Raw genomic sequence first — 20,180 nt, forward strand, 5'->3', positions numbered from 1 at the left:
CTGTCGTTAGACGCCATGAGCGGCACCACGCAGCTGCGCCAAGGGTTGTCGCAACGCCAGCTGAACATGATCGCCATCGGCGGGGTGATCGGGGCGGGGCTGTTCGTCGGTTCCGGTGTGGTGATCCACAAGACCGGACCGGCTGCGTTCCTGACCTACGCGATCTGCGGTCTGCTGATCATCCTGGTGATGCGGATGCTGGGTGAGATGGCCACCGCGAACCCGTCGACCGGCTCGTTCGCCGACTATGCGACAACGGCACTCGGGGGTTGGGCCGGGTTTTCGGTGGGCTGGCTGTATTGGTATTTCTGGGTGATCGTGGTGGGCTTCGAGGCGGTCGCCGGCGGCAAGGTGCTCAACTACTGGTTCTCGCTACCGCTGTGGTTGTCGTCGCTGGGCTTGATGCTGTTGATGACCGCGACCAACCTGTTCTCGGTGTCGTCGTTCGGCGAGTTCGAATTCTGGTTCGCCGGAATCAAAGTCGCGACCATCGTGATCTTCCTGGGTCTGGGGACGGCGTTCGCGTTCGGCTGGCTGCCGGGTCGGCACACCGGCTTTGCCAACCTGACCGCGCACGGCGGTTTGTTTCCGCACGGTGTCGGGGCCGTCTTCGCGGCCATCGTGGTGGTGATCTTTTCCATGGTGGGCGCCGAGGTCGTCACCATCGCCGCGGCCGAAAGCCGGGAACCCGAGCGCGCTGTGGCCCGGGCGACGAATTCGGTGGTGCTGCGCATCGCGTTCTTCTTCGTCGGTTCGGTTTTCCTGCTCGTCGTGGTAATGCCGTGGAACTCAGTGGAATTGGGTGCATCACCCTATGTGGCGGCGCTGAAGCACATCGGCATTCCCGGCGCGGACCAGATCATGAACGCCGTGGTGCTCACCGCGGTGCTGTCCTGCCTGAACTCGGGCCTGTATACCGCGTCGCGCATGCTGTTCGTGCTGGCCGACCGCAACGAGGCGCCGGCCCAGCTGGTCAGGATCAGCCGGCGCGGCGTGCCGCACATCGCGATCATCGGGTCCTCAGTGGTGGGCTTTCTGTGTGTGCTGATGGCCTGGCTGGCGCCCGACACCGTGTTCCTGTTCCTGCTCAACTCCTCGGGCGCCATCATCTTGTTCGTCTACCTGCTGATTGCGTTGTCGCAGATCGTGCTTCGGCGTCGTACGCCGGACGAGCAGTTGCGGGTCAGGATGTGGTTCTTCCCAGTGCTGTCGGTGCTCACCCTGGCCGGGATCGTGGCGGTGCTGGTGCAGATGGCGTTCGATCACGAGGCCCGTACCCAACTGTGGCTGAGCCTGTTGTCGTGGATGGTGGTGCTCGGGTTGTACTGCGCGGTGCAGCGGTCGGGCCGTCGCAGGGCTTAGCCCCAACGCTTTTCGACCGCCTTGACCACGGCGGTCAGCGTGGCGTTGACCGGTGCCTCGACGCCGACCCGCGCGCCGTGGCGCGGCACCGCCCCGTTGATGACGTCGATCTCGGAGACCCGACGGGCCTCATGGTCCAGCAACGCAGACGGTTTCGCATCGGGCATGCCCGCGCCGAAGTCGCGGATGTGCGCGACGGGATCCTCGACGTCGATCGCGATGCCGGAGGCTCGGGCCACCGTCCACGCTTCGATGGCCGCGGCCCGGCTGACCGGTCCCATCTCGGCGTCGTCCATCACCTGCCCGACGGTCATGCCGGTCAACGCACACGGCGCACTGTAGGCGACGTTGCAGATCAGCTTCTCCCACTGCATCGCGGCGATGTCGGTGACCGCGGCCGCGTCGAAGCCGGCGTCGCTCCACACCTGCGCGACGGCCGCGACCGTTTGATGGGGCAGTGACGAGTACGCGCCGAAACGCATGGCGCGCATGGCATTGTGGTGCACGTGTCCGGGTGCGACCCGGGCCGCTCCGAACCCGCTGGCGATCCCGACCGCGACCCGTTGCTCGCCGACGATGTCCGCCACCGTGTCGGCCGAACCCAGGCCGTTTTGGATGGTCAGCACCGGGGTGGCGCCGTCGAGCATCGAAAGTGCTTGTCGCGCACCCGTTGTCACGTCCGCGGCCTTGACGGCCAGCACGATCAGGTCCATGGGCTCGTCCGGTGCGACGGTGGCGGCCCGCAGCTGCACAGTCCGGTCGTAACCGGGACCGGTGACCCGCAGTCCGTGCCGGGCGATGACGTCGATGCCGGGTTGGTAGCTGTCGATCACCGTGACGTCGTTACCCGCCGCGGCCAATCTGGTCGCGTAGATCGAACCCATTGCACCGCAACCGATTACCGCGACCTTCATCCGACCAGCTCCTCGATCAGTCCGGACAGGCCGGGTTTTTCCTCCAGCCCGAAGCCCGGTGCGTCGGTGGGTGAGATCCGGCCGTCTGCCAACGCACAACCCGGCGAGTAGCCGCCGAACGGCTGGAACACCCCGGGGTAGGCCTCACACCCGCCCAGACCGAGCCCGGCCGCGATGTGCAGGTTGATCAGGTGCCCGCCGTGTGGATAGGCGAACCTGCGGTCGAACCCGTGCGTCTCGAGAACCGCGAGCATGCGGGTGTATTCACCCAACCCGTAGCTCAGGCCGGCATCCATCTGGAAGATGTCCCGTCCCGCCCGCATGCCGCCGTAGCGGACCAGGTTGACCACATCGGGCACCGAGAACAGGTTCTCTCCGGTGGCCACCGCGCCGTCGTAACAATCGGTCACCGCATGGTTGAGCTCGAAATCCAGCGGATCGCCGGGCTCCTCGAACCAGCGCAGCCCGTAGGGCGCCAACGCGGTGGCCCACCGGGTCGCCGCGGCCCGGTCGAAACGGCCGTTGGCGTCCACCGCGACCCGGTCGCCCCGGCCGACCGCGTCGATGACGGCTTCGATGCGCGCCAGGTCGCCCGGCACGTCCGCCCCGCCGATCTTCATCTTCACCGCGTCGTACCCGAGGTCCAGATACGAACCCACCTCCGCCCGCAGTCCGTCCAGGCCGGCGTTCGGGTGGTAGTACCCGCCGGCGGCATACACCGCGACCGAGCGGACCGGTTCCCGACCGACATGACGTGCGATGGTCGCGTAGGCAGGCTCGTCGTTCAGCTTGGCGGTGAGGTCCCAGCACGCCAGTTCCAGCGCGGCGGCCGCGGTCGCCCGGTCCCCATGGCCACCCGGCTTCTCGTCGCGCAGCGCGCACGCCAGCACCGCGGCCGAGTCGAGCAGGCCCGCGCCGTCCAGCAGCGTCTCCGACGGCGCGGCCAGCACTCGCGGGATCAGCCGGTCCCGCAGGATCCCGCCCTGCGCGAACCGCCCGATCGAGTTGAAGGCCACCCCGACGGTGCGCCTGCCGTCCCGCTCGGCAATTAGCGCCACCAGCGACACGGTGTGGCCGGCGAAGTTGACCACCGCGTTGGCCGGCGCACCCTGCAGGGCTACCGGCCGTTCGAGGATCGAGACAATGCGCATCAAGACCCGGTGCGGTCGAGCAGCAACACTTCCTCGAACGGCAGTGCGGGGAAAATCGAGCGCCAGACCCCGTTCACGTGCCGGGCCGCCTCGTCCTTGCCGACCACCCGCGGTTCGCTCACCCGGAAGGTCTTGGCGTTGCGGCGCACCTGCGCACCGCCGGCGGCCTTGATGTTCTTCAGCCAGTCCCGGTCGGGTCCGTATGCCAGCGGGACGGCCAGGCCGGGCCGGCCGTCGACGTTGGTGTAAAACGCGTTGACCGGGGTGCGGTAGGGCTTTCCGGAGCGCCGTCCGACGTGTTCGATGATGGCGAACGGGGGCAGCCAGCCTGCCCACAGACGCTGTACGGGGTTGGTGACGTACCGGTTGATCCGGGCCAGGCGTTGAGGGAATCGCATGATCGCCATCCAACTCGCCGAGCCCGGCGCACATCAACCCGCCGTGATCTTCTACACCCTGTAGTTGATCGGGGGGCGGCGGCTGGGACACTAGTCAGCATGGGGACTGACCAGGCAACGGCGCGCACGCGCGCGTCCGCACAGCTGTTCTCCGACGCCTGCGCGGTGATCCCCGGCGGAGTGAACTCCCCGGTGCGGGCGTTCACCGCGGTGGGCGGCACCCCCCGGTTCATCACCCAGGCGCACGGCTGCCGGCTCACCGACGCCGACGCCAACACCTACATCGACCTGGTCTGCTCGTGGGGACCGATGATCCTCGGGCATGCACACCCCGCGGTCGTCGACGCGGTGGTCAAGGCCGCCGCCGACGGCCTGTCGTTCGGGGCGCCGACCCCGGCCGAGACTGAACTGGCCGCCGAGATCATCGGGCGGGTCGCCCCGGTGCAGCGCCTCCGGTTGGTGAACTCCGGTACCGAGGCCACCATGAGCGCGATCCGGTTGGCGCGCGGCTTCACGGGTCGGCCCAAGATCGTGAAGTTCTCCGGCTGTTACCACGGGCACGCCGACGCGTTGCTGGCCGACGCGGGTTCGGGCGTGGCCACCCTGGGCCTGCCGTCCTCGCCGGGGGTCACCGGCGCGGCCGCGGCCGACACAATTGTGTTGCCCTACAACGATATCGACGCTGTCGAGCAGGTCTTCGCGCAGGCCGGCGAGCAGATCGCCGCGGTGATCACCGAAGCCAGCCCCGGCAACATGGGCGTCGTCCCACCCGCACCCGGCTACAACGCCGCCCTGCGACGAATCACCGCAGCGCACGGTGCGCTGCTGATCGTGGACGAGGTGATGACGGGGTTCCGGGTCAGCCGAAGTGGTTGGTACGGAATCGATCCCGTCGATGCCGACCTGTTCACGTTCGGCAAGGTGATGAGCGGCGGGCTGCCCGCCGCCGCGTTCGGGGGCCGGGTCGAGATGATGGAGCGACTCGCCCCGCTGGGCCCGGTGTACCAGGCCGGCACGCTGTCGGGTAACCCGGTGGCGATGGCCGCCGGGCTGGCGACGTTGCGGGCGGCCGATGAAGCGGTGTATGCCGCCCTGGACGCGAACGCCGACCGCCTGGCCGCGCTGTTGACCGAATCACTGACCAATGCTGGTGTGCCACATCGCATTCCGCGTGCCGGCAACATGTTGAGTGTGTTCTTCTCCGACGCGCCGGTGACGGATTTCGCGTCCGCGCGCGCCAGCCAGACGTGGCGCTATCCGGCGTTCTTCCATGCCCTGCTCGACGCCGGGGTCTACCCGCCGTGCAGCGCATTCGAGGCGTGGTTCGTATCGGCGGCGCTCGATGACGACGCTTTCGACCGGATCGCCGCAGCCCTACCCGCAGCGGCCGCCGCGGCCGCACAGGAGGACCAGCCCTGATGGCCGAGGAAACCCGCGTGCACGTGGTGCGTCACGGTGAGGTGCACAATCCGACCGGCATCCTCTACGGCCGGCTGCCCGGTTTCCGGCTGTCGGACAACGGGGTCGCGCAGGCAGCGGCGGTGGCGGATTTCCTGGCCGACCGCGACGTCGTCGCCGTGATCGCCTCACCGCTGCAGCGGGCACAGGAGACCGCCGCGCCCATCGCCGCGCGGCACAACCTGCCGGTGGACACCGACCCCGACCTGATCGAGTCGGAGAACTTCTTCGAGGGCAAGCCGATGGGACCCGGCGACGGTGCCTGGCGTAACCCGCGGTACTGGTGGCAACTCCGCAACCCGCTCCGACCGTCGTGGGGCGAGCCGTACGTCGAGGTCGCCAGCCGGATGTCCAGTGCGGCCGACAAGGCGCGGGTGCGGGGCGCCGGGCACGAGGTGGTGTGCGTGAGCCACCAGCTGCCGGTGTGGACGCTGCGCCTGCATGTGACCGGCCAGCGGCTCTGGCACGACCCGCGGCGTCGGGAATGCGGGCTGGCGTCGGTGACGACACTGGTCTACGACGGCGATCGGCTGGTCGACGTGGAGTACTCGGAGCCGGCAGCCGGATGACCCGGTGGCTTGTCGCCGTGACACTGCTGACCGGGTTTCTCACGGGTTGTTCGGCCGGGAAGGACGCGGTTGCCCAGGGCGGCACATTCGAGTTCGTGTCCCCGGGCGGCAAGACAGACATCTTCTACGACCCGCCGGACACCCGCGGCCGGCCTGGCCCGCTGTCCGGGCCCAGCCTCACCGACCCGGCACGCACCGTGTCACTGGACGACTTTCCCGGCAACGTCGTCGTCGTCAACGTGTGGGGCCAGTGGTGCGGGCCGTGCCGGGCCGAGATCACCCAACTGCAGCGGGTCTACGACGCCACCCGCGCAGCCGGGGTGTCCTTCCTGGGCATCGACGTGCGTGACAACAGCCGCCAGGCGGCCCAGGACTTCGTCAGCGACCGGCATGTGACGTTCCCGTCGATCTACGACCCGCCGATGCGCACCCTGATCGCGTTCGGCGGCAAGTACCCGACCACGGTCATCCCGTCCACCCTGGTGCTGGACCGCCGGCACCGGGTCGCCGCGGTGTTCCTGCGCGAACTGCTGGCCGAGGACCTGCAACCGGTGGTGCAGCGGATCGCCGCCGAGACGCCACCCGGGACGTCGGGACCGCAGTGACCGGCTTCGCCCACCTCGCTGCCGCCGGGCCCCTGGTGGTGGCCCTCGGGGTCTGCATGCTGGCCGGGCTGGTGTCGTTCGCGTCGCCGTGCGTGGTGCCGCTGGTACCGGGCTACCTGTCGTATCTGGCGGCGGTGGTCGGGGTCTCCGACGAGCAACCCGGCACCCTCAAGGCCCCGCCGGCGGCGCGCTGGCGGGTCGCCGGGTCCGCCCTGCTCTTCGTCGCCGGGTTCACCACGATCTTCGTGCTGGGCACCGTCGCGGTCCTGGGCATGACCACCGCGTTGATCGACAACCAGCTGGTGCTGCAGCGCGTCGGCGGCGTGCTCACCATCGTGATGGGACTCGTCTTCGTCGGGCTCATCCCGGCGCTGCAGCAACAGGCCAGGTTCAGCCCCGGACAGTGGACGACGGTGGCCGGTGCGCCGCTGCTCGGCGCGGTGTTCGCACTGGGCTGGACGCCCTGCCTGGGGCCGACGCTGACCGGGGTGATCACCGTGGCCTCCGCCACCGACGGCGCGAACGTGGCGCGCGGTGTCGCGCTGGTGATCGCTTACTGCCTGGGCCTGGGCGTGCCGTTCGTGCTGCTGGCAGTGGGGTCGGCCAAAGCGGTGACCGCGCTGGGCTGGCTGCGCCGGCACAGCCGGGCGATCCAGATATTCGGTGGCGTGCTGCTGATCTCGGTGGGCTTCGCGCTGGTCACCGGGGTGTGGAACGACTTCGTGTCCTGGCTGCGCGACGCTTTTGTGTCCGACGTGAGGTTGCCGATCTGATGCTCACGGGACTTGCGGCGAGGGCGCGCAACACCTGGCGCTCCCTGACATCGATGGGCACCGCGCTGGTGCTGCTCTTCCTGCTCGCGCTGGCCGCGATACCCGGGGCGCTGCTACCGCAGCGCAGCCTCAACGCCGGCAAGGTCGAGGAGTATCTGCACACCCACCCGATGATCGGGCCGTGGCTCAACGAGCTGCAGGCCTTCGACGTGTTCTCCAGTTTCTGGTTCACCGCCATCTACGTGTTGCTGTTCATCTCGCTGGTCGGCTGCCTCACCCCGCGGATCTTCGAGCACGCCCGCAGCCTGCGCGCCGAACCGGTGGCCGCGCCGCGCAACCTCGCCCGGCTGCCCAAGCACGCTGAGCAGGAGCTGACCACCGGACCGGCGGAGGTCGACGCGCTGGCCACCGCCATCGAGGCCCGGCTGCGGGGCTGGCGCACGGCGGTCAGGCACCGCGCTGACACCGTCGAGATCGCCGCCGAAAAGGGGTATCTGCGCGAATTCGGCAACCTGGTGTTCCACTTCTCGCTGCTGGGCCTGCTGGTGGCGGTCGCCGTCGGCAAGCTGTTCGGTTACGAGGGCAACGTGATCGTCATCGCCGACGGTGGTCCGGGGTTCTGCTCGGCGTCGCCGGCCGCGTTCGATTCGTTCCGTGCCGGCAACACCGTCGACGGCACCTCGCTGAATCCGATCTGCCTGCGGGTCAACAACTTTCAGGCGCACTATCTGCCGTCGGGGCAGGCCACCTCGTTCGCCGCGGACATCGCCTACCAAGCCGGGGCCGACCTCGACGCCAACACCTGGCGGCCCTACCGGCTGGAGGTCAACCACCCGCTGCGCGTCGGCGGGGACCGGGTCTACCTGCAGGGCCACGGTTACGCGCCGACCTTCACCGTCACCTTCCCCGACGGTCAGACCCGCACCTCCACCGTGCAATGGCGACCCGACAACCCGCAGACGCTGCTCTCGTCGGGCGTGGCCCGCGTCGACCCGCCGGCCGGCAGCTACCCCACCGCCCAGGAGCGGCGCCAACACCAGATCGCGATCCAGGGCCTGCTGGCGCCCACCGAACAGCTCGACGGCGCCCTGCTCTCGTCGCGCTTCCCGGCGCTCAACGACCCGGCGGTGGCCATCGACATCTACCGCGGCGACACCGGGCTGGACACCGGGCGGCCGCAGTCGTTGTTCACCTTGGACCCCCGGCTGATCGAACAGGGCAGGTTGACCAGGGAGAAGCGGGTCAATCTGCGCGCCGGGGATCAGGTCCGCATCGATCAGGGCCCGGCCGCGGGCACCGTCGTGCGTTTTGACGGCGCGGTACCGTTCGTCAACCTGCAGGTGTCGCACGACCCCGGACAGGCCTGGGTGCTGGTGTTCGCGATCAGCATGATGGCCGGACTGTTGGTATCGCTGCTGGTGCGCCGGCGCCGGGTATGGGTTCGACTCACGCCGGACAGCGACCGGCCCAGTACCGTGAACGTCGAACTGGGCGGTCTGGCACGGACCGACAACTCCGGCTGGGGCGACGAGTTCGAGCGCCTCACCGAGCGATTATTGGCCGGTTTGGGCGGATCCGGTGTGCCGGCCGGCATTCCCAGTAAGGCCGGAAGGAACCTCACATGAACACCCCGCACATCGACCTCGGCCTGGCCCGCTATTCCGACTGGGCGTTCACCTCGGCGGTGGTCGCACTGGTCGTGGCGCTGCTGTTGCTGGCCTACGAGCTCGCCTACGTCCGGGCCCGCAAACTCGAGCCGGTCGCCGCCGGCGGCGTCAGCACCGACAGCGCGACGCCCGGCGTCGTCGCGGATGCCCCGCAACGCCCGTTCGACGAACGCGTGGGTCGCGCCGGGTTGTCCGTGCTGTACCTCGGTTGCGGACTGCTGCTCGCCTGCATCGTGCTGCGGGGACTGGCCACCATGCGGGTGCCCTGGGGCAACATGTACGAATTCATCAACCTCACCTGCATGTGCGGTCTGGTCGCCGGCGCGGTGGTGCTGCGCCGCCCGCAGTACCGTCCGCTGTGGGTCTTCCTGCTGCTGCCGATCCTGATCCTGCTCACGGTGTCCGGGCGCTGGCTCTACACCAACGCCGCGCCGGTCATGCCGGCGTTGCAGTCCTACTGGCTGCCCATTCACGTCTCGGTGGTCAGCCTGGGCTCCGGGGTGTTCCTGGTCGCCGGCATCTGCAGCATCCTGTTCCTGCTGCGTACCTCGCGCTTCGGGGACCCCGAGACCGAGGGCCGGCTGGCGCAGCTGACGCAGCGCTTCCCCGACGCCCAGACCCTGGACCGCATCGCCTACCGGACCACGATCTTCGCCTTCCCGGTGTTCGGGTTCGGGGTCATCTTCGGCGCGATCTGGGCGGAAGAGGCCTGGGGCCGGTACTGGGGCTGGGACCCCAAGGAAACAGTGTCGTTCATCGCATGGGTGATCTACGCGGCCTACCTACATGCCAGGTCAACGGCGGGTTGGCGGGACCGTAAGGCGGCGTGGGTCAACGTCGCGGGGTTCGTCGCGATGGTCTTCAATCTGTTCTTCGTTAACCTGGTGACCGTCGGCCTGCACTCGTACGCGGGTGTCGGCTGACCGACGGCTACCGACCCGAGCAAGCGGGCAAGAGGGGGAGTGCAGTGTCAGAACATCCAACACCGGCCGTGGGGGCGCCGCAGGTCTATTCGGCGGACGGCGCAGGCCAGAATGCCGGTTCAGATCAGCCGACGACGCAGTTGCCTGCCGTGCCGCCCGCCGAACACGGCGCACCGACGCGGGCCTTCGCCGGCTTCCGCACCGAGCGGCGGGGATCGGCGGCCAGCGACAGCACCGTCGGTTCGGCCAGCATGACGCCGCCGCCCCAACCGGTCGAACTGCCCCACGGCCGTCCGCAGTGGGAAGCCGGGCCGACGACGGGCCCGGTCACCGGCATCACCCGGGTGGACCCGACGGCCTACGGCGCCTACTACCCCGGCCCGCCCGACGACGCCGGCACACGGGAACGGCCGCAGTTCCGCCCGGAGCCGCTGCCCCAGACGCCGTATCCGGAGCTGTCCACCACCGTGCTGCTGCGACCGGTCAAGCCGCCACCTTCGGAGGGCTGGCGCCGAGCGCTGTACGTCATGTCCGGTCAGCTGATCAACCTCGGGGAGAGTCCCCGAGCGATGCGACACCACAACCTGGTGGCCCAGATCAACCGGCCACTGCGGGGCAGCTACCGCATCGCGGTGCTGTCGCTGAAAGGCGGGGTCGGCAAGACCACGATCACCGCGACCCTGGGCTCCACGTTCGCGTCGATCCGCGGTGACCGGGTGGTCGCGGTGGACGCCAACCCCGACCGCGGCACGTTGAGCCAGAAGCTCCCGCTGGACACCCCGGCCACGGTGCGGCATCTGCTGCGCGACGCGGAGAGCATCGAGCGCTACAGCGACGTCCGCGGCTACACCTCGCAGAACGAGAGCGGGCTGGAAGTGCTTGCCTCCGACAGCGATCCGACCGTTTCGGAGGCATTCAGCGGCGACGACTACACCCGCACCCTGGACATCTTGGACCGCTTCTACGGCCTGGTGCTCACCGACTGCGGGACCGGGTTGCTGCACTCCACGATGTCGGCGATCCTGGCCAAGGCCGACGTGCTGATCGTGGTCGCTTCAGGTTCCATCGACGGCGCCCGCAGTGCCTCGGCGACGCTGGACTGGCTGGAGGCGCACGGCCACGAAGACCTGGTGCGCAACTCGATCGCGGTCATCAACGCGGTGCGGTCGCGGTCGGGCAAGGTCGATATGCAGAAGGTGGTCGACCACTTCGCGCGGCGCTGCCGGGCGGTGCGGGTGGTGCCGTTCGACCCGCACCTCGAGGAGGGCGCCGAGATCAACCTGGATCGGTTGAAGCGGGAGACCCGCGAGGCGCTGGCCGAGCTCGCGGCGGCCGTCGCCGATGGATTTCCGGGTGATCAGCGGCGGGCGAACCCGAACTTCGTCTGACCCGCTCAGCGAGGCTTGTTCTCGCCCAGTCGGCGCAGGAATTCGGGATCGTCGTCGGGCCCGATGACCCGGCTCTTCGGCCGGCTCGTCTGCGACTTCGCCGCACGCAACCCCAGATAGATCAACGTCCCGAGAATCAGGACGACGAGCAGGTAAAGCACTCGACACCTCCTGTAGAGCGAATATACCCGCGACCGGCCGGTGGCTAGGCTCAAGTTGTGTCAGAAGCGCCCAGTGACAAGACGGTTCAGGGTCCGGAGAATCAACGCGGCGTCGTCGACGTCCTCCTCTATGCGGCGGCGCGGCTGCTGCTGGCGGTGGTGGTCAGCGCAGCGATCTACGCGGTTGCGCGGCTGCTCGGTGTGAACGACTTCCCGCTCGCCGTCGCCGGCCTGTTCGGGCTGGTCGTCGCGATGCCGCTGGGCATGTGGCTGTTCAGCCCGCTGCGCCGGCGCGCCGCCGGGGTCCTCGAGGTCACCGGCGAGCGGCGGCGCACCGAACGCGCGCAGTTGCAGGCCCGGCTGCGCGGCGAGGCGCCCGCGGGCCGGGACCCCGATCCGGAGCCTGAACGGCAGGCCGGCGGCGGGACATGAGCGCCGGGCTTCAGCCCGTCGGCATCCGCACCACCTGCGCGGCATAGCTCAGACCGGCGCCGTAACCGATCAGCAGGGCCAGGTCACCACCCTTGGCCGCGCCGGTCGCCAACAGCTCGTGCATCGCCAGCGGAATCGAGGCCGCCGAGGTGTTGCCGGTGTGCTCGATGTCGTTGGCGACGACGGCGTCCGGGCGCAGCTGCATGTTCTTGGCCAGCAGCTCGTTGATCCTGCTGTTGGCCTGGTGCGGGATGAAGACGTCGATCTCATCGGACCGCACTCCTGCGGCGTCCATCGCCTGCCGGCCGACCTTGCCCATCTCGAACGCGGCCCACCGGAACACGGCGGTGCCCTCCATCCGCAGAAACGGGCGGGGTCCGGTCGGGTTCTCCGTGTAGGTGATCCAGTCGATGTCCTGACGGATGGCGTTGGCCTGTTCCCCGTCACTGCCCCAGACGGCCGGCCCGATGCCCTGCTCGGGCGTCTCACCCACCACCACCGACGCGGCGCCGTCGGCGAAGATGAAACAGTTGCTGCGATCGAGCATGTCGACCGTCGGGGACAATTTCTCGGTGCCCACCACCAGCATCTTGCGGGCGCTGCCGCCGCGGATCATGTCCGCGGCGACGCCGAGCGCGTAACCGAAACCCGCACATCCCACCGACAGGTCGAATCCGGGCACACCCTTGGCGCCCAGCGCCGTGGCGACCGCGGGTGCGGCGGCCGGCGTCTGCAGGAAGTGGGTGTTGGTGGCCACGATCACGCCGTCGATGTCGGAACTGTCCACCTCGGCCCGGGCGAGTGCTTCCCGGCTGGCTTCGATCGCCATCGAGGTCGCGGACTCGTGGTCGGCAGCGAAGCGCCGCGTCTTGATGCCGGTCCGGGCATAGATCCATTCGTCGGACGAGTCGATGTTCTGGCAGATCTCGTCGTTGGTGACGACGCGTTGGGGGCGGTAGGCCCCCACGCTGAGCAGGCCGATCTTCTTGGGTCCGGTGACCGAGGCGATCTCAGACATCTTCGTCCTTCCGGGCAGTCTCGAATCCCCCAAGCCTGATCGACTCTAGGCGCGTCGGTGCGGGGCGCGCATCCGGGTCGTCAACACGGATTCTCACCTGGCCAGTGTCAGCGCCGCGGCCACCGCGGTCGCCCACACCACCATGGCCAGGCCGGTGTCGCGCAGTACCGGAATCAGCTCCGGCCCGCCACGCCCCGAGCGCACCGGGCGATCGGCGCGCAGCGCCAGCGGCGTCGCGACCAAGCCCGCGGCACACCACGGTGTCGCGATCATCAGCACCAGCGTCAGCACCGCGGTGCCGGCCAGCAGGGCGTGGTAGAGCACCCGGGTGCGGCTGTCGCCCAGGCGGACCGCCAGCGTGATCTTGCCGGACACGGTGTCGGTGGGTATGTCGCGCAGATTGTTGGCCACCAGCACCGACGACGACAGCGCCCCGATCCCCACGGCCAGCACCAGCCCCACCCAGTCGATCCGCAACGCCTGGGTGTACTGGGTGCCGAGCACCGCGGTCAGGCCGAAGAACACGAAAACCGCGGCCTCGCCCAACCCTGAGTAGCCGTACGGTTTGGCGCCCCCGGTGTACAACCAGGCGCCGGCGACGCAGGCGATACCGACCCCGATCAGCCAGGGCCCACTGACCAGCGCCAGCACCAGGCCGGACACACACCCCAGGAACAGGCTGACCAGCGCCGCGGTGGCGACCGCTCGCGGCGTGGCCAGCCGCGAACCCACCAGGCGCATCGGCCCGGCCCGCTCGTCGTCGGTGCCGCGGATGCCGTCGGAATAGTCGTTGGCGTAGTTCACGCCCACGATGAACGGAATCGCGACACCGAGCGCCAGCAACGCTTTCCACCACACCGCCGCGTGCAACCAGGCCGCCGCGCCGGTGCCGGCGATCACGGGCGCCACCGCGTTCGGCAACGTCCGCGGGCGAGCACCGGACACCCATTGCGCAAATGTGGCCACCAACTGATCCTGCCCTATACGTGACAATGGGCGGATGCTCGGAGTGATCGGTGGCACCGGCTTCTACACGTTTTTCGAGTCCCGCACCCGGACGGTGTCTCCCGACACGCCATGGGGCAGTCCCAGCGCGCCGATCACGATCGGCGCCGTCGGCGAGCACGACGTCGCCTTTCTGCCCCGGCACGGTGCCAAGCACGAGTTCTCGCCGCACACCGTGCCATACCGGGCCAACATGTGGGCGCTGCGTGCCCTCGGCGTGCGGCGGGTGTTCGCCCCCTGCGCGGTCGGCAGCCTGCAGCCCGAGGTCGGGCCGGGCACGGTGGTGGTGCCTGATCAGTTGGTGGACCGGACCAGTGGGCGGGCGGACACCTACTTCGACTCCGGCGGGGTGCACACCAGCTTCGCCGACCCGTACTGTCCGTCGTTGCGGACTGCAATCACCGGGCTGGGCGATGTCGTCGACGGCGGCACCATGGTGGTCATCCAAGGCCCCCGGTTTTCCACCCGCGCGGAGAGCCGGTGGTTCGCCGCGGCCGGGTTCGGACTGATCAACATGACCGGGTATCCGGAGGCGATACTGGCTCGCGAACTCGAATTATGTTATGCCGCAATCGCCTTGATCACCGATGTCGACGCCGGAGTCGAGGTGGGGGAGGGCGTCAGAGGCATCGACGTGTTCGCTGAATTCGAGAAGAACATCCCGAAGTTCAAAGGGCTGGTGCGCGCGGCGATCAGCCGGGTCGCGGGTGAACGTACCTGCACGCACTGTCGCCGGCATGCCGGCGTTCCGTTGCCGTTCGAGCTGCCCTGAAGAACTACGACGGGTTGCCCGGGGGGCGGTAGATCTTCGGCCGCGGTGCCGATTCGCCGGGCCGGAAAATCCGCGGCGACGGGCCGGACAGCACCGAGGTAGGTGCCTCATGCCTGCCCCCGGCAGCCCCGAACCGGGTGGTGCTGGCTTCCGATGGTGGTGGCGCCATGCCGGGCCGGGTCGGGATGGGCGCGGCCGGGCGCCCCGGTCCGGGTGAGCCCGCGGTGGGCCGCTGGCCGGGTCGCCGTATCCGGCGCCGAGGTTTGCGGATACGTCCCGCGATGATGACCGCGGCGAAAATGCAGAAGGCGAGTCCGCAGAGTGTCACGTCGAACATGCTGTCGATCTGTTGCGCCAGGTTGTTCCCGTAGACCGGGTTGACCGAGACCTGATCGAAGCGGGGCGCCAGCAGTACGCCGAGGACGACCCGGGAGATCGCGAGGGTGAACACCAGCCCGCTCAGCCAGACCAGCAGCGACGACCGCAGCGGTCCGCTGGCCAGCTTGGCGCGCAGCCACCACGCCAACACCCCGGTGGCGAGAGCGAACACCGCCAACGTCATGGTGTCGTAGCGCGAGAACGGGTAACGCAGCATCACCGCGACGGCCAGGTCGGTGAATCTCATCAGCACCGAGCCCAGGCACCAGACGATGATCAGCGCCAGGCCTTTGCGGATGGCGACCCGCCACAGCTCCCGGTCCGACCGGGTCTGGGCGGAGCTGAACAGGGCCAGCGGCGCGAACAGCGCCGCCGCGCCGGCCCACGCCAGGTATCCCTCGTACCCGACGCCGGCCGTGGAGGTGTTCTGCGCGATGCCGTGGAACGCGTCGATCTCGCGGCCGCCCGGCAGGGTCCACACGACGATGCCGGCCACCACGCTGGAGGCGCCCAGGGCCAGCGTCGCCAACCGGGATCCGTTGGTGTTGCGCAGGATCCACCGCGACGCGACCAGCACGGCGGCCAGCGCCACCGCTCCGTAGACGACGGAGGTCAGGATCACCGCGATGTTCTGGGTGCCGAATTCCCCGGAACCCTCGACGCCCTGCAAGGCGTAGCGCAACCGCCAGCACAGGTTGAAGCCGGCGCTCAGCGCCGCCCCGAACATCGAGACGTAACCGATGAACCGCGCGGCCCGCAGCCCCCGGGCGTACCGACTTTCGTCGATGACCGGACTGACGAACACCGGCTGCGCACTGAGCAGAGCGCCGGCGAACCCCAACCAGGCGCCCGGTCCGACGCCCCCCGGCACATGCACCTGGCCACCGAATTCGATCGATTGGATCGCGTCGAAAACGATGAAGCCCACGATCACCAGCACGTAGGGAAGGTTCAGGCTCAACCGCAGCTTGGCGAGCTTTGCCGGGTCGAGTCGGGCACGCGACACCGCGATCGCCGTCAGCGACAGCAGCGTCACCACTCCCACGACGGCCCACAGCACCGCTCTGCTGCCCGGGATGCCCAACCCGAAATACAGGTTCCACGGGAACAGCGGTGCCAGCAGCAATAGGACCACCGCAACGAGGTCGCGCAGGGTGTTGCGCTTGGCCAGCTGCGCGGCGGCTTCCCGCGCCGGTGCGGGGCGCTGCGACGTACCCGCGGCGGGTGGCGGTCCGGGCGGCGCCGTGCGAGTGCCCGCGATGGGGCCGGTCGGCGCGTCGTCGCTGTTCAGGCTCACGGTGCCCCCCAGGGTTTGAGGTCGGGTGCTGCGGGTGCCGCGTTGGTCTGGCGGCAAGGGAACCCCCTGCCGGGGCCACTGCGTTGTTCGGTTGCGAACATATTCTCCATTCGGACGACGTGGCAGTGGCTGAGAGCAGGCTATGAACAGCGGAAGGATTCGCTATGCCCGGCCCCGCCGGTTGAGAATGCGGTTACGCTGCGCTCATAGGTGCAAACCTTGTCGCCTGAATGACGAATAGTGCCTGACGGTATCGCAGTGTAATTATGCCGGGACATCGCTGGTTGTGGGGTAACCAGCTGAAGGAGAGCCGCAATGGACGTCGTGTTGGGGGTGGCGGTCACGGACCGGGTCGCACGCCTGGCTCTGATCGACGTGGCTGCCCGCCGTGATGAGGTCATCGACCAGTATTCGATCAATCTGGCCGCAGACTCGGTCGGGATGCTGACCGACACCGTGGTCGGCACCAGCCGGTTGCTGGCCGATGAAGGGCACCGGCTGTTCGCGACCGAGTTGTGCTGGTCCGACCACTATCAGGCCGAGCGCTTGCGGCAGGCGCTGGACTACGCGGGCGTGCCGAATGTGCAGCTGGTCCCGGAGTCGCAGGCGGCCATGCGGCCGGTGGGTCCCGGCCGCGCCGCCGCTGTGGCGTTGCTGTTCGGCAGCCACCTGTCCAGCCCGATGGCATCCGGTGACCCGTCGGCGCCGGCGACCATGATGTCGGCGACGCCGATGGACGGCAATTACGGCGCGGGCCCGGACGCGACGATGGCTGCCCCGGCGTTGTCTCCCGATGCCACCATGGCCGCGCCCGCGCTGGGCGGCGACGGTGGCTACGGCTCCGGTCCCACGGGGTCGGGATTCGACCAGTCGGCACCGCCCGTCGATGGTGGCGGTTTCGGGTCCGCCAACGCGACGATGGCTCAGCCGGTGTTGCCCTCGGATGGCGGCTCATCCAGCTCGGCCGGCGGCTTCGGCCCGTCCGGCTCGGGCGTGGACCAATCGGCGGTACCCGGCGACGGTGGCGTTTCCGGTCCGGTGGGCGACGGCGGCGGCTATGCGTCGCCGATCGAAGATCCGCACCTGCCCCCGGACCACGGCGGGTTCGGCCCGTCGGGTTCGGGCGCGGATCACTCGGCGTTCCCGGCGGATGCGACCACGGCCAGCCCGATCTGGGGCGACGGCGGGGCGAACGCCCCTCAGGGGGTCACGTCCGACGACATGACTCTGGTCTCGTACTCGCACTCCTACACCGACCCGAGTGCTTCCCCGGGCGACCCGGGTCTGGCCGGTGACGCGAACCCGCATGCGTATTTCCATTCGGGTGCGCCCGCGGGTGACCCGGGGACCCCGGGAGATGCAACCGCATACATGCAGCCCGCCGACGGGGGTCCGCCGGGGTCGGGCGACGAGCAGCTGGCGTATTCGCAGGCCGGCGAGTACGACATCCTGCCGGTCGACTCCGACGGCCTCGACGAGTACGGCGACGGGTACGCCGATGAGTACGACGACGGGTTCGACGAGGATGACCCCGAAGCGGCCGGTGGCCAACCGCAGAGTCTGCGGCGGCTGCTGATCAGCAATGCCGTGGTCGGGTTCGCGGTTCTCGGCTTCGCCTCGTTAGCGGTCGCGGTGGCCGTGACCGTCCGTCCGACCGCGGCGTCGATGCCGGTCGAAGGTCACCAGAATGCGCAGCCCGGCAAGTTCATGCCCCTGTTGCCGACGGAGCAGCAGGCGCCGGTGCCGCCCCCACCGCCTGAGGCGCCCACCGTCGGGTTCCAGGGCGGCACAGTTCCCGCTGTTCAGGCGCCGCCGCGCCAACAGAGCCCGGTGCCCGGTGGGACGCCCGCCGCTCCCGTGCCGAATCAGGCGCCGGTCGCTCCCGTGCCCATCCCGGTGCCGATCATCGTTCCGTTCCCGGGCTGGCAGCCGGGCATGCCGACCTGGCCGGTGGTGACGCCGCCGACGACGCCGTACACCACACCGGTCACCACCACGGCGCCCACGACGACTGCTGTCACGACGCCGCCCACGACTGCGCCGACCTCACCGCCCAGCACGACGGCGGTCACCACCGAGCCCACTACTACGCTGCCCCGGACGACGACGATTCCGCCCACCACGGCGCCCCCGTCGACGGCCGTTCCCACCACCGCCGCTCCCCGGCAGACAACGGTGGCACCGCAGCCGACCCAGGCGCCACAGCCGACCCAGGCGCCGCAGCCGACCCAGGCGCCGCAGCCGACCCAGGCGCCACAGCCGACCCAGGCGCCGCAGCCACGGACGCAGGCCCCGCAGACGCAGGCCCCGCAGACGCAGGCACCGGCGCCGCGCACACAGGCCCCGCAGACACAGGCGCCGGCGCCGCGCACGCAGGCCCCCCAGACGCAGGCGCCGCGAACGCAGGCACCCCAGACCCCGCGGGGTCCGCGGTAACGCCGGTTAGCGCGCCGATTCGAATCGTCGTGCCAACGCCGCCCGGTCGAGTTTGCCGATCCCGCGGCGCGGCAGGTCTGCGACGATGTGCAGCTCGCGAGGCGCCGCGGTGATGTCCAGGGTGTGATCGGCATGGGTCCGCAGCGCCTCCAACGTCGGGGCCGTCGACCCGGGGCTCACCACGATCGCGGCGACCACCCGCTGGCCCAATCGGGCATCGGCAACTCCGAAGACAGCGCAGTCGGCGACCGCGGGGTGGGTGCGCAGCGCCGCCTCCACCAGATCCGGCAACACGGTCAGCCCCCCGGTGCTGATCGCGTCGTCCACTCGGCCGAGCACGGTCAGCGTCCCCGAATCGTCCAGTGCGCCAAGGTCATCGGTGACGAACCAGCCCGGTTCGGCGAACGGGTCGGGGTTCACCGGATTGCGGTAACCGCGGGCCAGGGTGGCACCGCCCAGCACGATGCGGCGGTCGGCGCGCACCCGCACCTCGACCCCGTCCAGCGCGACACCGTCGTAGACGCAGCCGCCGGCCGTCTCGCTCATGCCGTAGGTGCGCACCACGGTGAGACCGGCACTCGCCGCGGCATCCAGCACCGGTCGCGGCGTCGGCCCGCCCCCCAGCAGGATGGCGTCCAGCTCGGCCAGGGCGGCGGTGGCGGCGGGATCGGTCAGCGCCTTGGCCAGCTGCGCTGCGACCAGCGATGCGTATCGTCTGCCAGGCCCCAATCGTGTTATCGCAGCGGGCAATTCGTCGATGTCGAAGCCGCCCGACACATCGAGTTCCACCGGCGGTGCACCGGCGACGACGCTGCGGATCAACACCTGCAGGCCGGCGATGTGATAGGGCGGCACCGCCAGCAGCCAACGGCCCGGTCCGCCGAGACGGCGGTGGGTGGCCGTCGCGCTCGCGCGCAGCGCCGCTGCGGTCAGCAACGCGCCTTTGGGTGCACCGGTGGTGCCCGAGGTCGTCACCACCACGGCCACGTCGTCGTCGATGGCCTCGCCGACCCGCAGCGCGCGCAGCAGAGCGTCGGAGTGGGGTTGGTCCGGTACCGCGACCAGCGCGGGATCCTGCCCGTCCAGGACGCGCCGAAGGGCGGGCAGCAGCAGTGCGGTGGCCGAGCCCGGCGGGACGCGCAGCTGCCGCAGGATAGCTATGCGCGGTCTCCGTTGTCCCGGGCGTCGTCGAGCGGCCAGCCCTTGGTGGCCAGTCGGGCTCGCACCCGTTCCACGTCGGCCGGAGTCGGCAGGTCGTCGGTGAGCTGAGTGATCGCGACACCGATGTCGATGTTGTCGACGTTGAGCTCGCCGCGCCGCATCAGTTCGCTTGCGACGGCTTTGATTTCGTCGTTCGTCAACCGGCGTGCCAGCAACGCGAGCACCGCAAAGGAGTCCGTCGGTGGTATGCCTTCGGGATAGCCGGCCCGCAACCACGACACAATCGAGCTGAGGAATCGGTTCATCGTTTGA

The 20,180-nt window shown here is 69.5% G+C and carries 20 protein-coding genes; 11 read left to right on the plus strand and 9 right to left on the minus strand.

Features of this window, described 5'->3' with window-relative positions:
* Window positions 1-15 precede the first annotated feature (15 nt).
* A complete protein-coding gene (locus AC5Y5Z_RS03345) occupies window positions 16-1,362 on the plus strand; it encodes an amino acid permease (protein ID WP_499923332.1) in 1,347 nt (448 codons plus the stop codon).
* On the opposite strand, the gene AC5Y5Z_RS03350 is transcribed toward AC5Y5Z_RS03345, so the two are convergent.
* The 3 genes from AC5Y5Z_RS03350 to AC5Y5Z_RS03360 are packed head-to-tail and all read right to left on the minus strand — an operon-like array spanning window position 1,359 to window position 3,825.
* Complete coding sequence (locus tag AC5Y5Z_RS03350; protein WP_499923336.1) at window positions 1,359-2,276, minus strand: ketopantoate reductase family protein; 918 nt, start codon at window positions 2,274-2,276, stop codon at window positions 1,359-1,361. The genes AC5Y5Z_RS03345 and AC5Y5Z_RS03350 overlap by 4 nt on opposite strands.
* A complete protein-coding gene (locus tag AC5Y5Z_RS03355; protein ID WP_499923340.1) occupies window positions 2,273-3,427 on the minus strand; it encodes an enolase C-terminal domain-like protein in 1,155 nt (384 codons plus the stop codon). Before AC5Y5Z_RS03355 ends, AC5Y5Z_RS03350 begins: the two co-directional genes overlap by 4 nt.
* Complete coding sequence (locus AC5Y5Z_RS03360) at window positions 3,427-3,825, minus strand: nitroreductase family deazaflavin-dependent oxidoreductase (RefSeq protein ID WP_499923342.1); 399 nt, start codon at window positions 3,823-3,825, stop codon at window positions 3,427-3,429. The genes AC5Y5Z_RS03355 and AC5Y5Z_RS03360 overlap by 1 nt, the downstream gene beginning before the upstream one ends.
* Window positions 3,826-3,924: 99 nt before the next feature.
* Between AC5Y5Z_RS03360 and hemL the strand changes: the two genes are divergently transcribed.
* From hemL to AC5Y5Z_RS03395, 7 genes are all read left to right on the plus strand, one after another.
* Entirely contained in the window at window positions 3,925-5,244 is a 1,320-nt protein-coding gene (gene hemL / locus AC5Y5Z_RS03365) for a glutamate-1-semialdehyde 2,1-aminomutase (protein ID WP_499923344.1), read from the plus strand.
* Window positions 5,244-5,852: a histidine phosphatase family protein gene (locus AC5Y5Z_RS03370; protein ID WP_463825681.1), complete on the plus strand. Its 609-nt coding sequence runs from the start codon at window positions 5,244-5,246 to the stop codon at window positions 5,850-5,852. Before hemL ends, AC5Y5Z_RS03370 begins: the two co-directional genes overlap by 1 nt.
* On the plus strand, window positions 5,849-6,457 hold the full coding sequence (locus AC5Y5Z_RS03375; RefSeq protein ID WP_473139398.1) for a TlpA disulfide reductase family protein: 609 nt from the start codon (window positions 5,849-5,851) through the stop codon (window positions 6,455-6,457). The genes AC5Y5Z_RS03370 and AC5Y5Z_RS03375 overlap by 4 nt, the downstream gene beginning before the upstream one ends.
* A complete protein-coding gene (locus AC5Y5Z_RS03380; RefSeq protein WP_463825683.1) occupies window positions 6,454-7,230 on the plus strand; it encodes a cytochrome c biogenesis CcdA family protein in 777 nt (258 codons plus the stop codon). The genes AC5Y5Z_RS03375 and AC5Y5Z_RS03380 overlap by 4 nt, the downstream gene beginning before the upstream one ends.
* Window positions 7,230-8,855 carry a cytochrome c biogenesis protein ResB gene (gene resB / locus AC5Y5Z_RS03385; protein WP_473139397.1) on the plus strand — a complete coding sequence of 542 codons (1,626 nt, stop codon included), beginning with the start codon at window positions 7,230-7,232 and terminating at the stop codon, window positions 8,853-8,855. Before AC5Y5Z_RS03380 ends, resB begins: the two co-directional genes overlap by 1 nt.
* Window positions 8,852-9,820: a c-type cytochrome biogenesis protein CcsB gene (ccsB, locus tag AC5Y5Z_RS03390; protein WP_499923351.1), complete on the plus strand. Its 969-nt coding sequence runs from the start codon at window positions 8,852-8,854 to the stop codon at window positions 9,818-9,820. Before resB ends, ccsB begins: the two co-directional genes overlap by 4 nt.
* Window positions 9,821-9,888: 68 nt before the next feature.
* Window positions 9,889-11,208, plus strand: coding sequence for a MinD/ParA family ATP-binding protein (locus AC5Y5Z_RS03395; protein ID WP_463825976.1), 1,320 nt, complete (start codon window positions 9,889-9,891; stop codon window positions 11,206-11,208).
* A gap of 5 nt (window positions 11,209-11,213) precedes the next feature.
* On the opposite strand, the gene AC5Y5Z_RS03400 is transcribed toward AC5Y5Z_RS03395, so the two are convergent.
* Window positions 11,214-11,369, minus strand: a complete 156-nt coding sequence (locus AC5Y5Z_RS03400; RefSeq protein WP_463825686.1) for a hypothetical protein — start codon at window positions 11,367-11,369, stop codon at window positions 11,214-11,216.
* A 57-nt stretch (window positions 11,370-11,426) separates the two neighbouring features.
* Here AC5Y5Z_RS03400 and AC5Y5Z_RS03405 point away from each other — a divergent pair, with 57 nt between their 5' ends.
* A complete protein-coding gene (locus AC5Y5Z_RS03405) occupies window positions 11,427-11,801 on the plus strand; it encodes a DUF4229 domain-containing protein (protein ID WP_473139396.1) in 375 nt (124 codons plus the stop codon).
* A 10-nt stretch (window positions 11,802-11,811) separates the two neighbouring features.
* Here the strand turns inward: AC5Y5Z_RS03405 and fabH are convergent, their stop codons facing one another.
* Window positions 11,812-12,819 (minus strand): beta-ketoacyl-ACP synthase III, encoded by a 1,008-nt coding sequence (gene fabH / locus AC5Y5Z_RS03410; protein ID WP_499923354.1) that lies wholly within the window; start codon window positions 12,817-12,819, stop codon window positions 11,812-11,814.
* A gap of 93 nt (window positions 12,820-12,912) precedes the next feature.
* Window positions 12,913-13,785, minus strand: a complete 873-nt coding sequence (locus AC5Y5Z_RS03415; RefSeq protein ID WP_463825689.1) for a 1,4-dihydroxy-2-naphthoate polyprenyltransferase — start codon at window positions 13,783-13,785, stop codon at window positions 12,913-12,915.
* Between the two features lie 34 nt (window positions 13,786-13,819).
* Between AC5Y5Z_RS03415 and AC5Y5Z_RS03420 the strand changes: the two genes are divergently transcribed.
* Window positions 13,820-14,596 (plus strand): S-methyl-5'-thioadenosine phosphorylase, encoded by a 777-nt coding sequence (locus tag AC5Y5Z_RS03420; RefSeq protein ID WP_463825690.1) that lies wholly within the window; start codon window positions 13,820-13,822, stop codon window positions 14,594-14,596.
* A 4-nt stretch (window positions 14,597-14,600) separates the two neighbouring features.
* Here AC5Y5Z_RS03420 and AC5Y5Z_RS03425 read toward each other — a convergent pair whose 3' ends face one another.
* Window positions 14,601-16,271, minus strand: a complete 1,671-nt coding sequence (locus tag AC5Y5Z_RS03425; RefSeq protein WP_499923357.1) for a DUF7937 domain-containing protein — start codon at window positions 16,269-16,271, stop codon at window positions 14,601-14,603.
* Between the two features lie 315 nt (window positions 16,272-16,586).
* Between AC5Y5Z_RS03425 and AC5Y5Z_RS03430 the strand changes: the two genes are divergently transcribed.
* Window positions 16,587-18,707 (plus strand): DUF7159 family protein, encoded by a 2,121-nt coding sequence (locus AC5Y5Z_RS03430; protein WP_499923359.1) that lies wholly within the window; start codon window positions 16,587-16,589, stop codon window positions 18,705-18,707.
* 6 nt (window positions 18,708-18,713) lie between these two features.
* Here the strand turns inward: AC5Y5Z_RS03430 and menE are convergent, their stop codons facing one another.
* On the minus strand, window positions 18,714-19,820 hold the full coding sequence (gene menE, locus AC5Y5Z_RS03435; RefSeq protein WP_499923671.1) for an o-succinylbenzoate--CoA ligase: 1,107 nt from the start codon (window positions 19,818-19,820) through the stop codon (window positions 18,714-18,716).
* A 44-nt stretch (window positions 19,821-19,864) separates the two neighbouring features.
* Window positions 19,865-20,173 carry a DUF3349 domain-containing protein gene (locus AC5Y5Z_RS03440; RefSeq protein ID WP_473139393.1) on the minus strand — a complete coding sequence of 103 codons (309 nt, stop codon included), beginning with the start codon at window positions 20,171-20,173 and terminating at the stop codon, window positions 19,865-19,867.
* Window positions 20,174-20,180: the final 7 nt, after the last annotated feature.

Source organism: Mycobacterium sp. NGS29 (assembly GCF_059812965.1).

Excerpts from the sequence above, each read along its gene's own strand:
- AC5Y5Z_RS03345 (WP_499923332.1), top strand. The coding sequence starts at position 16 with ATGAGCGGCACCACGCAGCTGCGCCAAGGGTTGTCGCAACGCCAGCTG.
- AC5Y5Z_RS03350 (WP_499923336.1), bottom strand. The coding sequence starts at position 2,276 with ATGAAGGTCGCGGTAATCGGTTGCGGTGCAATGGGTTCGATCTACGCG.
- AC5Y5Z_RS03355 (WP_499923340.1), bottom strand. The coding sequence starts at position 3,427 with ATGCGCATTGTCTCGATCCTCGAACGGCCGGTAGCCCTGCAGGGTGCG.
- AC5Y5Z_RS03360 (WP_499923342.1), bottom strand. The coding sequence starts at position 3,825 with ATGCGATTCCCTCAACGCCTGGCCCGGATCAACCGGTACGTCACCAAC.
- hemL (WP_499923344.1), top strand. The coding sequence starts at position 3,925 with ATGGGGACTGACCAGGCAACGGCGCGCACGCGCGCGTCCGCACAGCTG.
- AC5Y5Z_RS03370 (WP_463825681.1), top strand. The coding sequence starts at position 5,244 with ATGGCCGAGGAAACCCGCGTGCACGTGGTGCGTCACGGTGAGGTGCAC.
- AC5Y5Z_RS03375 (WP_473139398.1), top strand. The coding sequence starts at position 5,849 with ATGACCCGGTGGCTTGTCGCCGTGACACTGCTGACCGGGTTTCTCACG.
- resB (WP_473139397.1), top strand. The coding sequence starts at position 7,230 with ATGCTCACGGGACTTGCGGCGAGGGCGCGCAACACCTGGCGCTCCCTG.
- ccsB (WP_499923351.1), top strand. The coding sequence starts at position 8,852 with ATGAACACCCCGCACATCGACCTCGGCCTGGCCCGCTATTCCGACTGG.
- fabH (WP_499923354.1), bottom strand. The coding sequence starts at position 12,819 with ATGTCTGAGATCGCCTCGGTCACCGGACCCAAGAAGATCGGCCTGCTC.
- AC5Y5Z_RS03420 (WP_463825690.1), top strand. The coding sequence starts at position 13,820 with ATGCTCGGAGTGATCGGTGGCACCGGCTTCTACACGTTTTTCGAGTCC.
- AC5Y5Z_RS03430 (WP_499923359.1), top strand. The coding sequence starts at position 16,587 with ATGGACGTCGTGTTGGGGGTGGCGGTCACGGACCGGGTCGCACGCCTG.
- AC5Y5Z_RS03440 (WP_473139393.1), bottom strand. The coding sequence starts at position 20,173 with ATGAACCGATTCCTCAGCTCGATTGTGTCGTGGTTGCGGGCCGGCTAT.